Below are 16,103 nucleotides of genomic sequence, written 5' to 3' on the forward strand. Positions count from 1 at the left end.
ATCCGCGAACGATCCCGCCTCAGCGCCAGGGCGCCCAGCCGCGGGGCAACGACACCGGACCGACACCTGAAGTGATCGCACGGAAGCCCGAAGAAGCCGTGCGGACGGCACGGCGGGACACAGCGGCCGGTCCGGACACAGCGGCCGGCCGGGACTCGACGGACTCGACGGACTCGGCCGCATCGACGGGCTCGGCCAGCCCCCGCCACCAAGTCCACCCTGAACCAGAGCAACGATCACGCTCAGGTATAGAAGCAACCACGCTCGGTGCCGACCCTGCCGCCAGGCATCGGCGACACGCCGGACGCCCGCCAACCGCCGAGGGATGTTCGGCGTGTCGGAGGCCCGACGACCGAACACCCCTCGGCATGACATCAAACAACCCTCGGCATGACTGGATCACCGTGGCATACCTTGATCATTTCGGCCAGGGGCCGCGAAACACCGTGATCATCTCGGCCAGCGGGTGCGGCGCACCGTGATCGTCCCGGCCAGCGGGTGCGGCGCACCGTGGTGACCGCGGAACACCGTGATCGTCTCGGCCGGTGGGCGGGGTACACCGTGATCACCTTGGCACACCGGCCGGGGCAACGCGGGCGACAACGGACCAGCGCCGCCTCGTGTGGTGGACGGGGTCAGAGCGGAAACGGAAACGGAAGCGGAACGCGGGCGCGTCCGGGGATCAGCTGGTGGGGCTGCTGCGGACGATGCCGACGAAGTCATCGGCGAGCAGGCTCGCACCGCCGACCAGGCCGCCGTCGATGTCGGGCATCGTGAACAGCTCGCCGGCGTTGGCCGCCTTGACCGATCCGCCGTAGAGCACCCGGATGCCGGCTGCGATGGTGCCGGTGTAGAGGTCGGCGAGTTTGCCGCGGATGGCGGCGCACATGTCCTGGGCGTCCTGGGCGGAGGCGGTGCGGCCGGTGCCGATGGCCCAGACGGGCTCGTAGGCGATGACGATCGAGGTGGCCTGCTCGGCGGTGATCCCGGCGAGCGAGCCGGCCAGTTGGCCGAGCACGTGCTCGACGTGGGTGCCGGCGACCCGGATCGCCTCGACCTCGCCGACGCACAGGATCGGGGTGATCCCGACGGCGAACGCGGCCTTGGCCTTGGCGGCCACGGTGGCGTCGTCCTCGTGGTGGTCGGCGCGGCGCTCGGAGTGGCCGACGACGACGTACGAGCAGCCGAGCTTCGCGAGCATCGAACCGGCGATGTCGCCGGTGTGCGCGCCCGAGGCATGCGGGGAGAGGTCCTGCGCGCCGTAGGCGAGCTTCAGTTTGTCGCCGTCGATGAGGGTCTGCACGCTGCGCAGGTCGGTGAACGGCGGGATCACCACGACGTCGACCGCCTCGAGTTCGGCGGGCTTGAGGTCGAAGGCGACCTTCTGTGTCAGCGCGATCGCCTCAAGGTGGTTGAGGTTCATCTTCCAGTTGCCGGCGACCAGCGTCCGGCGACCGCTACCGGTGGTCGGTTTCGCGCTCACGGTTCTACCCTTCTCGGTTCGTCCACGTCCCAGTGCCATGTGCTCGCCCCCGCGGGTGTCGTCGCTCAGACGTCAAGGGCGGCGAGGCCGGGCAGGGCCTTGCCCTCGAGGTATTCGAGGCTGGCACCGCCACCGGTGGAGATGTGGCTGAAGCCGGCGTCGGGGATGCCCAGGGTGCGCACGGCGGCGGCCGAGTCGCCCCCACCGACGACGGAGAAGCCGGGGCCGGCCGCGATGGCCTCGGCGACCCCGCGGGTGCCCTCGGCGAACGGGGCCAGTTCGAACACGCCCATCGGGCCGTTCCAGAAGACGGTGGCGGCGCCGGCGAGGCGGGCGGCGAACGCGGCGGTGGAGGCGGGGCCGATGTCCAGGCCGAGCCAGCCGTCGGGGATGGCGTCGGCGGCGACGGTCGCGGTGGCGGCGTCGGCGGCGAAGCGGTCGGCGACGACCACGTCGGTCGGCAGCACGATCCGGTCGCCGCCCTCGGCGAGCAGCGCCGAGCAGGTGTCGATCATGTCGGCTTCGAGCAGGGAGGCGCCGACCCCGTGGCCGAGCGCGGCCAGGAAGGTGAAGCACATGCCGCCGCCGACGAGCAGGGCGTCGACCTTCGGCAGCAGGGCGCGGATCACGCCGAGCTTGTCGGAGACCTTCGAGCCACCGAGCACCACCGCGTACGGGCGGGCCGGGTCGCTGGACAGCCGGCGCAGCACGTCGAGTTCGGCGAGCACGAGGCTGCCGGCGGCGTGTGGCAGGTGCTTGGGCACGTCGACGACGCTGGCGTGCGCGCGGTGCACGGCACCGAAGGCGTCCCCGACGTAGAACTCGGCGAGTGCGGCCAGTTCGTCGGCGAACGCGGCCCGCACGGCGGCGTCCTTGCTGGTCTCACCCGGGTGGAAACGCAGGTTCTCCAGCAGCGCCACCTCGCCGTCGCCGAGGGCGGCGACGACCTTGCGGGCGTGCGCGCCGGCGATGTCGCCGCTACCGTCGCCGGCGAAGGTGACCGGGCGTCCGAGCAGTTCGGCCAGCCGGGCGGCGACGGGTTCGAGGGAGTACTTCGCGTCCGGTTCGCCCTTGGGCCGACCCAGATGGGAGGTGACGATCACACGCGCGCCCCGGTCGAGCAGCGCGGTGATCGTCGGGAGGCTCGCCCGGACCCGGCCGTCGTCGGTGATGCGCGGGGTGTCTCCCGTGCGGTCCAGCGGGACGTTGAGGTCGCAGCGGACCAGAACACGGTGCCCGGCGACCTGCAGGTCGTCGATCGTCCTCACTCTGTGTTACTCCAGGGTTCGGGCCGGCGGGCCGGCGACGACGGACGGGCGGCAGTGACGCGGCGGGCCCGGTCGGACCGGGCCCGGCCGCGTGAACGAGCGAGGTGCGTGAACGACGTGCACGAACGAGGTGGACGAACGAGCTAGAGGCGGGCGCCGACGAGCGCGGTCAGGTCGACCAGGCGGTTGGAGTAGCCCCACTCGTTGTCGTACCAGCCGATGACCTTGACCTGGTTGCCGGCGGACATCGTCAGCAGCGAGTCGAAGGTGCAGGAGGCCGGGGTGTTGACGATGTCGGAGGAGACGATCGGGTCCTCGGTGTAGACGAGGTAACCCTTGAGCGGCCCCTCGGCCGCCGCCTTGAACGCCGCGTTGACCTGCTCCTTGCTGGCCGGCTTCGCCAGCGTCGCGACGAGGTCGGTGACCGAGCCGTCGAGCACCGGCACGCGCATGGCCAGACCGTCCAGCTTGCCCTTGAGCTGCGGCAGGACGAGCGAGGTGGCCTTGGCGGCACCGGTGGTGGTCGGGATGATGTTCTGCGCGGCGGCCCGGGCCCGGCGCAGGTCCGAGTGCGGGAAGTCCAGGATGACCTGGTCGTTGGTGTAGGCGTGCACCGTGGTCATCAGGCCCTGGACGATGCCGAACGCCTCGTCGAGGACCTTCGCCATCGGCGCCACGCAGTTGGTGGTGCAGGAGGCGTTGGACAGGATGTGCTGCGTGGCCGGGTCGTAGGTGTCGTCGTTGACACCCATGACGATGGTGATGTCCTCGTCCTTGGCCGGCGCCGAGATGATGACCTTCTTCGCGCCCGCCTGCAGGTGCTGGGCCGCGTCGGCGGCCTTGGTGAAGCGGCCGGTGGACTCGATCACGATGTCGACACCGAGCTCGCCCCACGGCAGCGCGGCCGGGTTACGCTCGGCGAGCACCTTGATCACCGAGTCGCCGACCTTGATGCCACCGTCGGTGACGCTGACCGGCGCGGCCAGCGTGCCCAGCGTCGTGTCGTACTTCAGCAGATGCGCGAGCGTCTTGCTGTCGGTCAGGTCGTTGACGGCGACGATCTCGAGGTCGTTCCGCTTGCTCGCCGCGAGCGCCCGCCAGAAGTTACGGCCAATCCGCCCGAAGCCGTTGACACCCACCCTTGTCGCCACGTCCTGAACTCTCCCTACCGTCGTGTGTCTCGTCGTTTTGACCGTCACGACACCGTTGCGCCATGACGCCGTTCGGTATGACGTTGTCGAGGGAGGAGCCTAACGAGTTCGCACATCATCGGCCGCAATCCGAACCGTGCGGTGTTGGTCTCCTCACACATGGCCGCATTTCCGCCACCCAGGACAGCAGCGGACCAACGGCACCGGACCGCCGCCGCCGATCGGCCCCCACCCTGCTCGGACGGACCCCGAGCCAGCGACGATCCGATCCGCGGACCGACCGTGGCCGGGCCCGGCCGCCCGGCGGACAGCCCGGACAGGGGCCACCACCCCGCCCCCTGTGGGCGATCACGATGGTGCCATCCCGGCACATTATTCCACCGCCGGTCGGGCCTGTTGATCAGCCTGGCGCGGCGTTGTCGGCCATGGTCCGGACCGGTCCCGACCGGACTCGTCAGGAGCACACTTCCGCGAACAAAGATCGAACGGAATGCCCGAAATGGACCGAATGACATGGGACTTGTCAGGCGTTCTCCAGCAGATCCGGTGAGACGCTCGCCTCCGTGTTCGGGATGCCCAGGGCGTTCGCCCGCTTGTCGGCGAGCGCCAGCAGCCGACGAATCCGCCCGGCCACCGCGTCCTTGGTCAACGGCGGGTCGGCGAGCGCGCCCAGTTCCTCCAGGGACGCCTGGGCGTGCTCGAGACGTAGCCGTCCCGCGGCCAGCAGGTGCTCGGGGGCGTCCTGACCGAGGATGCGCATCGCGGCCTGGACCCGGGCCCCGGCCGCGACCGCCGCTCGCGCCGACCGACGCAGGTTCGCGTCGTCGAAGTTGGCCAGTCGGTTCGCGGTCGCCCGGACCTCCCGGCGCATCCGCCGTTCCTCCCAGGCCAGCAGGCTGTCGTGCGCCCCGATCCGGGTCAGCAGCGCCCCGATCGCGTCCCCGTCGCGGATCACCACCCGGTCCACCCCGCGCACATCGCGGCTCTTGGCCTGCACACCGAGCCGCCGCGCCGCGCCGACCAGCGCCAGCGCCGCCTCCGGCCCGGGCGAGGTGACCTCCAACGAGCAGGACCGCCCCGGTTCGGTGAGCGACCCGTGGGCGAGGAACGCGCCCCGCCAGGCCGCCGCGGCGTCACAGGCCGAACCGGTGACGACCTGCGGCGGCAGCCCACGCACGGGCCGGCCACGCTGGTCGAGCAGCCCGGTGGAGCGGGCCAGCTGTTCCCCGTCGCGTTCGACCCGCACGATGTAACGCACCGAGCGCCGCAACCCGCCCGCGGCGAGCACCGCCACGGTGGACGGGAAGCCGAACACCTCGGCGACCTCCCGGCGCAGCCGCCGCGCGGTCGCCCCCGTATCCAGCTCCGCCTCGACGACGATCCGGCCCCCGACGATGTGCAGACCGCCGCCGAAACGCAGCAACGCCGCCATCTCAGCCCGCCGGCAGCAGGGTTTAGCGACCCGCAACCGACTCAGTTCATCCTTGACGGTGGCCGTCATCGCCGCCACACCGATCACTCCTTGGCTTCACCAGATGAGGTCCGGCGGACGGCTCCGCCAGACGAAGGGCACCCGGACCGGGCGGCCCCGCCGACCGCCACCGCGGTCGTCTGCCGGGCCGAGTGCCTCGGATCTCCGTCCGCGAACACCGCCTGGAAGGCGGCCGCGAGCCGGATCGGATCGTGGATGGGCGCGCCGGGCACCCGTACCGGCGCCAGGTGCAGCCGGGCGCCCAGCAGAGCGGCCGCGGCCGCGAGCGGGGCGGGATCGGGCACCGCGGTGGGATCGGCGAGCACCACGTCCAGACGCAGTCCGGGCACGTGCCGGCGCAGCGCGTCGAGATGGGCCTGCGGGGTGTAACCGGCGGTCTCCCCTGGCTGCGCTGCCAGGTTCAGCACCATGAGCGTACGTCCGCGCGCCGAGGTGATCGCCTGACGCATCCCGGGCACCAGCAGATGCGGCAGCATGCTGGTGTAGAGCGAGCCCGGGCCGAGTACCAGCCAGTCCGCCGCCCGTGCGGCCGCCACCGCCTCCCGGCAGGGCACCGGTGCGGCCGGCGCGACCCGCAGCCCCACCACCCGGCCGGTCGTGGTGGCCACCGCCGCCTGCCCGCGGACCTCTGCGGTCACCTCCGGCTCGCGCGGATCAAGCCCGGCGACATCGGCGACGATGTCGATGCCCGCCGTCGCCAGCGGCAGCACCCGGCCCCGTACCCCGAGCAGCGCGGCGGCCAGGTCCAGGGCTGCCACCGGCGATCCGGTGCGTTCGGCGAGGCCGGTGAGCACCAGGTTCCCGACCGCGTGTCCGGCCAGCGGACCGGGCCCGCCGAACCGGTGCTGGAACAGGTCGGCCCAGGTCGCCGGGTCACCGTCGGCGCCGGCGAGGGCCGCCAGCGCCATCCGCAGATCGCCCATCGGCAGGGCGCCGAGCTCACTGCGCAGCCGTCCCGACGAACCACCGTCATCACCGACGGTCACTACAGCGGTCAGGGCCGGGGTCAGTCGGCGCAGTGCCGCCAGGGAGGCGGCCAGACCGTGCCCGCCACCGAAGGCGACCACCGCCGGTGGCAGTCGGGCCTCGTCGTCCTCGTCGTCGAAACGGCTCACGCTCACTCCCGACCCAGGTCGCGATGCACGACGCGAACTCCGATGCCGTCGGCGGCCAGACGCGCGCCGACCTGCTCGGCGATGGCGACGCTGCGGTGCTTGCCGCCGGTACAGCCGACCGCGAGGGTGAGGTACCGCTTGCCCTCGCGGGCGAACCCGTCGCCCATCAGATGCAGCAGCGCCGCGTACTGGTCGAGGAACTCCCGCGCGCCCGGCTGGGCGAGCACGTAGTCGCGGACCTGCGGGTCCCGTCCGGTGTAGGGGCGCAGCTCCTCGACCCAGTGGGGGTTGGGCAGGAAGCGGCAGTCGGCCACGAGGTCGGCGTCCAGGGGCAGCCCGTACTTGTAGCCGAACGAGACGACGGTGGCGTTGAGCCGGTGGGTACGCGGCTGACCGAACGCGGCGTCTATCTTCGCCCGCAGTTCGTGGACGTTGAGGTCGGTCGTGTCCAGCACCAGGTCGGCCTCGCCGCGTAGTTCCGCGAGCAGTGTGCGCTCACGTCCGATGCCGTCGACGACCCGGCCGTCGCCCTGCAGCGGATGCGGCCGGCGGACATGGTCGAACCGGCGGATCAGCGCGTCGTCGCTGGCCTCCAGGAACAGCATCCGGGGCTGCATGCCCCGGGTGTCCAGCGCCGCGACCGCCGCCCGCAGGTCGGAGAAGAACGCCCGCCCGCGGACGTCGACGACGACGGCGATCCGGCTGACCGCCCCACCGGAGCGATGCCCCAGTTCGGCCATCGTGGACAGCAACGCGGGCGGCAGGTTGTCGACGACGAACCAGCCGAGGTCCTCCAGGCACTTGGCGGCCGTGCTGCGGCCGGCGCCGGACAGCCCGGTGATGATGGCCAACTCGAGGGTCGGTGTGGTCATGGCGTCCGTCCCGCGTCGGCGTGGTCGAGGATCTCACCGGTCATCGGGTCGACGGCCGGGGCGGGCGCCGCGGGTTGCCCCGGCGCCGTGCGGGCGAGGGCCGCCACGATCGCCGCGGCGGTGCGCGGACCGATCCCGGAGACCTGAGCGAGCTCCTCCGCGCTGGCCGCGCGGATCTTCGCGACCGAACCGAACGCCCGCAGCAGCGCCTTGCGCCGCGTCTCACCGAGGCCTGGCACCTCGTCGAGCGCGGAGGCCACCATCGCGGTGGAACGCTTCTGCCGGTGATAGGTGATCGCGAAGCGGTGTGCCTCGTCCCGCACCCGTTGTAGCAGGTAGAGGCCCTCGGATGTGCGCGGGAGGATCACCGGTTCGTCGCTGTCGGCAAGCCAGACCTCCTCCAGCCGCTTCGCGAGTCCACACAGTGCCACTCCGCCCGGCCCGTCGTCGATGCCGAGGTCGTTCAACGCCCGCGCGGCCGCCGCGACCTGCGGCGCCCCACCGTCCACGACGACGAGGTTCGGTGGGTAGGCGAACCGGCGGGGACGTCCGGTGTCCGGATCGATCGGCTGCCCACCCACGGCCGGCTCCCCCGCCGACCCGGCTGGGCCGGCTGAACTGACTGGGCCGGCTGGGTCGGTCAGCTCCGCGGGCACCTCGCCGCTGGCCGGGATGCCGGCGATCTCGCCGGTGCGCGACTGTTCGGCGAGGTAGCGGGAGAACCGTCGGTGGATCGTCTCGTACATGCTCGCGACGTCGTCCTGACCGCGGGCCCGCGCCCCCGAGGCGCCCCCACCGCTGTCTCCCGCGGCATCGGCGCCGCCGGCGAGCCCCCGGATGGAGAACCGGCGGTACTCCGACTTGCGGGCCAGGCCGTCCTCGAACACGACCATGCTGGCGACGATGTTGGTGCCCTGGGTGTTGGAGACGTCGAAGCACTCGATGCGCAGCGGCGCGTCCGGCAGGTCCAGGGCCTCCTGGAGTTCGGCCAGCGCACGGCTGCGGGCGGTCAGGTCACTGGACCGTTTCGTGCGGTGCAGGGCCAGCGTCTGACTGGCGTTGCGCTGCACCGTCTCGAGCAGGGTTCGCTTGTCGCCCCGCTGCGGGACCCGCAGCTCCACCCGGCCGCCGCGGACCACCGCGAGCAGTTCGGTCACCGCCTGGGCGTCCGGGGGCAGCACCGGTAGCAGGATCTCGCGGGCGACACCGGCGCCCGCGAGATCCACGCTGGCAAGCCCCGTGGGCCGGCGCGCGTCCCCCCGCACACCGCGGCCACCCACCGGCGGACCGTCCGCGGCACCCGCCACCGCGGCACCGTCGACGTGAGCGGTGTCCTCGGCGCCGGGGACGGCGGGTGGTGCGATGCCCTCGAGGTAGTCCTGGGTGAGGAACTGCTCGACGAGGTCGGCGGTGGTCACGTCCTCGACCTTGTCGACCACCCAGCCACGCTGGCCGCGGACCCGCCCACCCCGGACGTAGAAGATCGCGACCGCGGCCTCCAGCTCGTCCTCGGCGAAGGCGATCACATCGGCGTCGGTGCCGTCGGGCAGCACGACCGCCTGCTTCTCGATCGCGCGGCGCAGCGCACCGGCGTCGTCGCGCAGCCGGGCGGCCCGCTCGTATTCCTGGGCCGCCGCGGCGGTGCGCATGTCCTGCTCGATGCGTCGCAGGAACCGGCCCGTCTGGCCGGACATGAAGTCGCAGAAGTCCTCGACGATCGCCCGGTGCTCGGCGGCGTCGACACGTCCGACGCACGGCGCGCTGCACCGGTCGATGTAGCCGAGCAGACACGGCCGGCCTACCTGCCCGGCGCGGCGGAACACCCCGGCCGAGCAGGTCCGCGCCGGGAACACCCGCAGCAGCTGATCCAGGGTCTCCCGGATCGCCCAGGCATGGACATACGGCCCGAAGTACCGCACGCCCTTGCGCTTTGGCCCCCGCATGACCTGCAGTCGCGGGAACTCCTCGTGAAGGGTCACGGCGAGACTCGGATAGCTCTTGTCATCGCGGTAGCGGACGTTGAACCGCGGATCGAACTCCTTGATCCAGGTGAACTCGAGCTGTAGTGCCTCGACCTCGGTGGCGACCACCGTCCACTCGACACCGCAGGCCGTCCGCACCATCTGCTGGGTGCGGGGATGCAGCGTGTGCGGGGCGGCGAAGTAGTTCGCGAGCCGGGCGCGCAGGTTCTTGGCCTTGCCGACGTACAGCACGCGGCCATGCTCGTCACGGAAGCGGTAGACGCCGGGGGTCTCGGGGATCGACCCCGGCGCAGGCCGGTAGGACGCCGGATCAGCCATGAACCGAGCCTACGGCGACCATCATCCTGGACGGGCAGCACCTGCACGTAACCATTTCATCACGCATAGCGTGCGACCTGGTCGGCGGGGGTCCGGTTCCCGACGTCGGGACGGTCCGGCAGCGCCTCAGCAATCGAGGACGTAAAGTGATCACATCCACACCTTCCGGTGTTCGGGGCTCTCCCGCTGGCGCCCGGCGCGCGAGGCTGCGACCCTCGACACACCGGATGGCGAACCGAGGGAGCCAGCACGTGTTTGGAAAGGACGTCACCGCGGAGTTCGTCGTGGACGACGGCGCCAACAGCGGGCGGGTGACGGTGTTCCAGATCTGCTGGCGGGCCTGCGATCCGCTGGCCGTGTCGCTGACCCTGATATCCCGGCCGGAGCACCCCGCCCTGCCCCAGGGTCACTGGGTGGCGCCACGTGACGCGCTGCGCACAGGCCTGGAGCGCGCCGTCGGCGACGGCGACGTGCGCATCGGCCCCGACCCCGAGCAGCGCGGCATCCGCCTCGACCTGGCGGACGGCGAGAAGAGCAAGGTGGTCGTGCTGGCCACGGCGCCGCTGCGCCGTTTCCTCGACCGCACCGAGCGGCTCGTGCCCACCGGCCAGGAGCACACCGAGCAGGAGCTCGACACCGTGCTCGCCGACCTCCTCCAGGACTGACCGCCGCCCCCGCCGCGGCCAGTCGCCGCGGCGGCCGACCGGCACCGGCGCGGCGGGCGCGGCCTTAGCGGGCCGCGGCCTCGGCGACGCGTTCGCGCCGGATACCCGCGCCCTCGCCATCTCCGCCCCCGACACCTTCGCCCTCGACACCTTCGCCCTCGACACCGCCACCCCTGGCACCCCGGCCGCCACCGTCCGTACCGGCGACCCGGCCGCCGAGAATCTCGCGCAGGAACACCGCGGTATGGCTTTCGGTGACCGCGGCCACACTTTCCGGTGTGCCCTGTGCCACGACCCGACCGCCGCCGGTGCCACCCTCGGGACCCATGTCGATGATCCAGTCAGCGGTTTTGATCACGTCGAGGTTGTGCTCGATGACGATGACGGTGTTGCCCGCGTCGACCAGCCGGCCGAGTACCCCGAGCAGTTTGCGAATGTCCTCGAAGTGCAATCCGGTCGTCGGCTCGTCCAGGACGTAGACGGTGCGGCCGGTGGAGCGGCGCTGTAGTTCGGCGGCGAGTTTCACCCGTTGCGCCTCGCCACCGGACAGCGTCGGTGCCGACTGGCCCAGCCGGACGTATCCAAGCCCGACATCGTTGAGGGTGCGCAGGTGACGGGCGATCGCCGGCACCGCGGCGAAGAACTCGGCGGCCTCCTCGATCGGCATGTCGAGCACGTCGGCGATGCTGCGGTTCTTGTAGTGCACTTCCAGGGTCTCCCGGTTGTAGCGCGCACCGTGGCAGACCTCACACGGCACGTACACGTCCGGCAGGAAGTTCATCTCGATCTTGATGGTGCCGTCGCCGGAGCAGGCCTCACATCTGCCGCCCTTGACGTTGAACGAGAACCGGCCGGGCTGGTAGCCGCGCACCTTCGCCTCGGTCGTCTCGGCAAACAGCCGGCGGACGTGGTCGAACACGCCGGTGTAGGTGGCCGGGTTCGATCGTGGGGTGCGCCCGATCGGCGACTGGTCGACCCGGACGGCCTTGTCCAGCTCCTCGAGGCCGCTGACGGTGCGGTGGCGGCCCGGCACCTCGCGGGCGCCGTTGAGCCGGTTCGCGAGCACCGCCGCGAGGATGTCGTTGACCAGCGTCGACTTGCCCGACCCGGACACCCCGGTGACGGCGACGAAGCAGCCGAGCGGGAACGAGACCGTGACGTCGCGCAGGTTGTGCTCCCGGGCGCCGTGCACCGTGAGCGAGCGACCCTTGATCGGCACCCGGCGGATGTCCGGGATCGGGATCTGCCGGCGCCCCGACAGGTAGGCGCCGGTCACCGACTCCTCGCTGGCCAGCAGCTCCTCCACCGGCCCGGACACGACGACCCGCCCGCCGTGCTCGCCGGCACCGGGACCGATGTCGACCACCCAGTCGGACGCGCGAATCGTGTCCTCGTCGTGCTCGACGACGATAAGGGTGTTGCCAAGGTCACGCAGACGCTCGAGGGTCTGGATGAGCCGGCGGTTGTCCCGCTGGTGCAGGCCGATGGACGGCTCGTCCAGCACGTACAGCACGCCGACGAGCCCGGAGCCGATCTGGGTGGCGAGCCGGATACGCTGCGCCTCCCCGCCGGCCAGCGTGCCCGCGGCCCGGTCCAGCGAGAGATAGTCCAGACCGACGTCGAGCAGGAACGACAGCCGGGCGTCGACCTCCTTGAGTACCCGACCGGCGATCACCTGCTCCCGTTCGGTGAGTTCGAGGCCGCGCAGGAACTCGGCGCACTCCCCGATCGCCATCCCCGACACCTCGGCGATCGAACGTGCCCCGAGGGTGACCGCGAGCGACTCGGGCTTGAGCCGCGCACCGCGGCACGTCGGGCACGCCACATCGCGCATGTACCCCTCGTACCGCTCGCGGCTGCTGTCCGACTCGGCCTCGCGGTGGCGGCGGCCGATGAAGCCGATCACTCCTTCGAAGGACGCGTAGTAGGACCGCTTGCGCCCGTAGCGGTTGGTGTAGCCGACGTGGATCTCGGTGTCGCCGCTGCCGTGCAGCACCGCCTTGCGGGCCCGCTCGGGCAGCCCCTCCCAGGGCGTGTCCATCCGGAAGCTGAGGTCCTCGGCGAGCGCGGTGAGCAGCCGCTCGAAGTACTCCTTGTTGTGCCCACCGGCCCACGGCGCCACCGCGCCCCGCGCCAGCGACAGCGTCGGGTCGGGAACGACGAGCTCCGGGTCGACCTCCTTACGGGTGCCGATGCCGGAGCAGTCCGGGCAGGCGCCGTAGGGCGAGTTGAACGAGAACGACCGCGGTTCCAGCTCCTCGAACGACAGGTCGTCGTACATGCAGGCCAGATGTTCGGAGTACATCCGCTCGCGGTCGGGATCGTCAGCGGGCCGGTCGACGAAGTCGACGAGTACCAGGCCCCCACCCAGACGCAGCGCCGTCTCCACCGAGTCGGTCAGACGCTGCTTGGCCGACGCCTTCGCCGCCAACCGGTCGACGACGACCTCGATGGTGTGCTTGCGCTGCTTGGCGAGCTTGGGCACGTCGGTGAGGGCGACGACGTCGCCGTCGACCCGGGCGCGGGCGAAGCCGGAGCTCTGGAGCTCGGCGAACAGGTCGACGTACTCACCCTTGCGCCCGCGCACCACCGGGGCGAGCAGCTGGAAACGGGTGCCCTCGGGCAGCTCGAGCAGCCGGTCGACGATCTGCTGCGGCGTCTGCCGGGCGATCGGCCGCCCGCATTTCGGACAGTGCGGGCGGCCCGCGCGGGCGTAGAGCAGCCGCAGGTAGTCGTACACCTCGGTGATCGTGCCGACGGTGGACCGCGGGTTGCGTGAGGTCGACTTCTGGTCGATGGACACCGCCGGGGACAGGCCCTCGATGAAATCCACATCCGGCTTGTCCATCTGACCGAGGAACTGGCGGGCGTAGGCCGACAGCGACTCGACGTAACGCCGCTGCCCCTCGGCGAAGATCGTGTCGAAGGCGAGGCTCGACTTGCCCGATCCCGACATTCCGGTGAAGACGATCAGCCCATCCCGGGGCAGGTCAAGATCGACGTCGCGGAGGTTGTGCTCACGCGCGCCACGCACGACGAGTCGGTCGGCCATCGTCGATCCCTCATGATCTTCCGGAAATCGGACCTGGGCGGGTGTCGCCATGCTACGGATGGGGTCCGACAGTTCCGTCGCGGCCACCTCCCGCGGCAGCTGTCCATGCCGCACCGCGGCCAACGCCGCACAGCAGCGGTTCTACCCGGCGGCGAACCCAACCCGGCACCACGACCCACGTGAGGCCCACACCGGCCCACACGGGCGCCGATCGGCCATGGCGGCGCGGCCCCCATCCGAACGACGGTAACCATCCGCTACCAGCGGATGTTCCGCCGCCGGCCGGATCGGCCGACACTCGCTGCCCGACCACGGCCGCGGTGATCACCAGCCCGGCGGGCTGGGCACGGCGAGCTTCGTCGACGGCCTCGCCGAGCGCGTCCACCGCCCGCCCCGCCGAAGGCGACCGTGGTGAAGGATGGGAGGGACCGCGGGAGTCCGTCGAAGGGGCAGCACCCATGAGCAGCGAGCAGGGTACGGCGGGCGACGCCTACTCCGGCCAGGTCACCGTCGGCGGCCCGGCGGACACTCGAACACTGCCTGGCCTGACCGTGACAAAGGTCGCGGTCGGCCCGATGAACAACAACGCCTACCTGTTGCGCTGCACCGTCACCGAGGAGCAGCTGCTCATCGACGCGGCGAACGAGGCCGACACGCTGCTGCGCCTGGTCGGTGACGCGGGGCTGGCCACCGTCGTCACCAGCCACCGGCACGCCGACCACGTGCAGGCACTCGCCGAGGTGGTGGCCACCACCGGTGCGACCACCGTCGCCCACGTCGACGACGCCCCCGGCATCCCCGTGCCGACGGCCCGGATCGTTCGGGACGGCGATGTGGTCACCGTCGGTCGCGCCAGCCTGCGCGCCATCCATCTGGTCGGCCACACACCTGGCTCGGTCGCCCTGCTCTACGACGCCGACCCCGCCTCACCACACCTGTTCACCGGCGACTGCCTGTTCCCCGGCGGTCCTGGCAACACCTTCGGCGATGCCGCGGCCTTCGTCACCCTCATGGACGACCTGGAGGCCAAGGTCTTCGGGCCGCTCCCGGACAGCACCTGGATCTATCCAGGTCACGGGCTCGACTCGACGATCGGCGTAGAGCGCCCCCATCTCGCCGAGTGGCGGGCCCGCGGCTGGTGAACTCTGCGCGCCGCAGCTGCGGCCGGCCGGATCGTCCTGTTTGCTCGGCGCTGACCCTCGGGGCTACTCGGGCTTGACGGCAGACCCCGCGACGAGGACAGCTCCCGGAACCTCACCGGCTCCATCGCGGCCGGTTCGAGTCCTGCGCAGCGGCACGGACGGAACGTGCCATCCTGCAACCTGCGCGCGGGGCATGAACCGGGGTTGCGGTCACAGTCCGCACGTCAAACCCGGGCCGGGACAGCTGCTCAACGAGCCGCCACACCCCGTGCAGGTCCCCGTAGCTGAACGACGGGTTCGCCGCATCCACCACGGTCAACCGGGCGGGGATCAGCAGGATCTGCCCGCTTTTGATCGCGGCCAGATCGCATGGCCCCTTGGACATGTGGCTGCGGGTGCACACATAGCCGTTGGGTTCCAACGTGGCGGCGATGACGTGCTGTTCGAAATCGAGGCCTTCGTGGACCCGCCTCCGCCGATAGGCTTCCTACTTCCGTCGGAGGCTGGTCGGGCTGGGGGTTCGGGGCATGGCGGGTCTCCCCAGCGGGTGGGGGTTTCACCGGCAGCGCCGGGCGACGGCGGGACGGTGTCAGCAGGCTGGTAGGTGATGTCGACCTCGACACCGGCAATGCCGCTGGCAGCATCCGCCAACACGGCCACGGCTCGATCGAGACGAGCCGGGTCGCTGCGTGTCGAGGGGCATCAGTGGCCAGCCTTTCCGCAGGCCGGGTCGTCGACGATCACGGGCACGGCGTCCGTTCCCCGCACCTCGTAGATCCGCTTCCCGGGCTGGAACGAAACGCATTTGGTCATCACGTTCCGCCAGCCGTCCGGGGCGTTGATGATCTGCGCCGGGCTGTTGTCCTGGCGTCCGAGGGGGGCGTCGAGCGTGCCGTTGGAGCTACGGGCACAGCCGGCAGCGGTGAGGGTGAGGGTTGCGGCACAGAGGATCGCGGCGGCGATGCGGCGGGGGCTCATCGGGCTTCTCCCTTGCTGGCGGGGTGGAGCTGTGGGTCTGTTCGAAGAGTAGGTCTCCGACTTCACCGGATTCCCAATCGGCGACGACCATATTGGCATAAAAGTCGGCGGCCGGCGGGTCGCGGACAGCGAACTGGCCGAGGAGGAGTTACGCGGCGTGGGCGTAGTTGATGGCTTGAAGGGTGGTGTGGTATTCGCGGTTGTAGGTCTGGTCGATGTTGAGTTCGCCGGATCCGCGGATGAGGGTGTGGGCTTCGGTGAGAATTCGGTTGCTGAGGTCGGCGGTGGTGGTGTTGATACTGGTCACAGGTGGACTCCGGGTGTTGGTGGTTGGCTTCCTACCGTGATCGACGATCTTGTATTGATTTGGATTACAAACTATCCAGGGCATTGATCACCAAAGGCGCACCCTCACTCTCAGCCCACATCACCAACCCTGCGATCTCCGGGATCGTCAACCAGCGGTCAATGCCCTGCGAACACAGACGGGCCTGCGGATGTAACACGTCGTCCAACGCCTGCAGAAGCCCGCCGGTGACAGCCAGATCCGCCCGCGGCTTTCGTGCGATCTGGAAAATCCAGTCG

Annotated in this window: 13 protein-coding genes; 2 read left to right on the forward strand and 11 right to left on the reverse strand. The window is 71.0% G+C overall.

Going from position 1 to position 16,103, the window contains the following annotated elements; translation table 11 throughout:
* Positions 1–682: 682 nt before the first annotated feature.
* From tpiA to uvrC, 7 genes are all read right to left on the reverse strand, one after another.
* Positions 683–1,522, reverse strand: coding sequence for a triose-phosphate isomerase (gene tpiA / locus G6R24_RS09955; RefSeq protein WP_163548979.1), 840 nt, complete (start codon positions 1,520–1,522; stop codon positions 683–685).
* 26 nt (positions 1,523–1,548) lie between these two features.
* A complete protein-coding gene (locus G6R24_RS09960) occupies positions 1,549–2,751 on the reverse strand; it encodes a phosphoglycerate kinase (protein WP_163548980.1) in 1,203 nt (400 codons plus the stop codon).
* Positions 2,752–2,894: 143 nt separating this feature from the next.
* Positions 2,895–3,902: a type I glyceraldehyde-3-phosphate dehydrogenase gene (gene gap / locus G6R24_RS09965; RefSeq protein ID WP_163548981.1), complete on the reverse strand. Its 1,008-nt coding sequence runs from the start codon at positions 3,900–3,902 to the stop codon at positions 2,895–2,897.
* A 523-nt stretch (positions 3,903–4,425) separates the two neighbouring features.
* Entirely contained in the window at positions 4,426–5,412 is a 987-nt protein-coding gene (gene whiA, locus G6R24_RS09970) for a DNA-binding protein WhiA (protein ID WP_163548982.1), read from the reverse strand.
* A 5-nt stretch (positions 5,413–5,417) separates the two neighbouring features.
* Positions 5,418–6,509, reverse strand: coding sequence for a gluconeogenesis factor YvcK family protein (locus tag G6R24_RS09975; protein ID WP_217451568.1), 1,092 nt, complete (start codon positions 6,507–6,509; stop codon positions 5,418–5,420).
* A gap of 2 nt (positions 6,510–6,511) precedes the next feature.
* Entirely contained in the window at positions 6,512–7,381 is an 870-nt protein-coding gene (gene rapZ, locus G6R24_RS09980) for an RNase adapter RapZ (RefSeq protein WP_163548983.1), read from the reverse strand.
* Entirely contained in the window at positions 7,378–9,681 is a 2,304-nt protein-coding gene (gene uvrC / locus G6R24_RS09985) for an excinuclease ABC subunit UvrC (RefSeq protein ID WP_163548984.1), read from the reverse strand. Before uvrC ends, rapZ begins: the two co-directional genes overlap by 4 nt.
* A gap of 251 nt (positions 9,682–9,932) precedes the next feature.
* Here uvrC and G6R24_RS09990 point away from each other — a divergent pair, with 251 nt between their 5' ends.
* Complete coding sequence (locus tag G6R24_RS09990; protein ID WP_163548985.1) at positions 9,933–10,346, forward strand: SsgA family sporulation/cell division regulator; 414 nt, start codon at positions 9,933–9,935, stop codon at positions 10,344–10,346.
* Positions 10,347–10,410: 64 nt separating this feature from the next.
* Here the strand turns inward: G6R24_RS09990 and uvrA are convergent, their stop codons facing one another.
* Positions 10,411–13,398, reverse strand: coding sequence for an excinuclease ABC subunit UvrA (uvrA, locus tag G6R24_RS09995; protein ID WP_163548986.1), 2,988 nt, complete (start codon positions 13,396–13,398; stop codon positions 10,411–10,413).
* A gap of 458 nt (positions 13,399–13,856) precedes the next feature.
* Here uvrA and G6R24_RS10000 point away from each other — a divergent pair, with 458 nt between their 5' ends.
* Complete coding sequence (locus tag G6R24_RS10000) at positions 13,857–14,540, forward strand: MBL fold metallo-hydrolase (protein ID WP_163548987.1); 684 nt, start codon at positions 13,857–13,859, stop codon at positions 14,538–14,540.
* A gap of 702 nt (positions 14,541–15,242) precedes the next feature.
* Here the strand turns inward: G6R24_RS10000 and G6R24_RS10005 are convergent.
* The 3 genes from G6R24_RS10005 to G6R24_RS22220 all read right to left on the reverse strand — a co-directional run.
* On the reverse strand, positions 15,243–15,518 hold the full coding sequence (locus G6R24_RS10005; protein ID WP_163548988.1) for a hypothetical protein: 276 nt from the start codon (positions 15,516–15,518) through the stop codon (positions 15,243–15,245).
* Between the two features lie 148 nt (positions 15,519–15,666).
* Positions 15,667–15,825: a hypothetical protein gene (locus tag G6R24_RS10010; protein ID WP_163548989.1), complete on the reverse strand. Its 159-nt coding sequence runs from the start codon at positions 15,823–15,825 to the stop codon at positions 15,667–15,669.
* A gap of 64 nt (positions 15,826–15,889) precedes the next feature.
* The coding region (locus tag G6R24_RS22220; protein ID WP_225438343.1) for a hypothetical protein at positions 15,890–16,103 on the reverse strand (214 nt) is incomplete at its 5' end.

It is taken from the genome of Candidatus Frankia nodulisporulans, from assembly GCF_902806475.1.
Lineage (GTDB): Bacteria > Actinomycetota > Actinomycetes > Frankiales > Frankiaceae > Frankia > Frankia umida.

Coding starts and splice junctions, on each gene's coding strand:
- tpiA (WP_163548979.1), bottom strand. CDS start 1,522: ATGGCACTGGGACGTGGACGAACCGAGAAGGGTAGAACCGTGAGCGCG.
- rapZ (WP_163548983.1), bottom strand. CDS start 7,381: ATGACCACACCGACCCTCGAGTTGGCCATCATCACCGGGCTGTCCGGC.
- uvrC (WP_163548984.1), bottom strand. CDS start 9,681: ATGGCTGATCCGGCGTCCTACCGGCCTGCGCCGGGGTCGATCCCCGAG.
- uvrA (WP_163548986.1), bottom strand. CDS start 13,398: ATGGCCGACCGACTCGTCGTGCGTGGCGCGCGTGAGCACAACCTCCGC.
- G6R24_RS10000 (WP_163548987.1), top strand. CDS start 13,857: ATGAGCAGCGAGCAGGGTACGGCGGGCGACGCCTACTCCGGCCAGGTC.
- G6R24_RS10005 (WP_163548988.1), bottom strand. CDS start 15,518: ATGAGCCCCCGCCGCATCGCCGCCGCGATCCTCTGTGCCGCAACCCTC.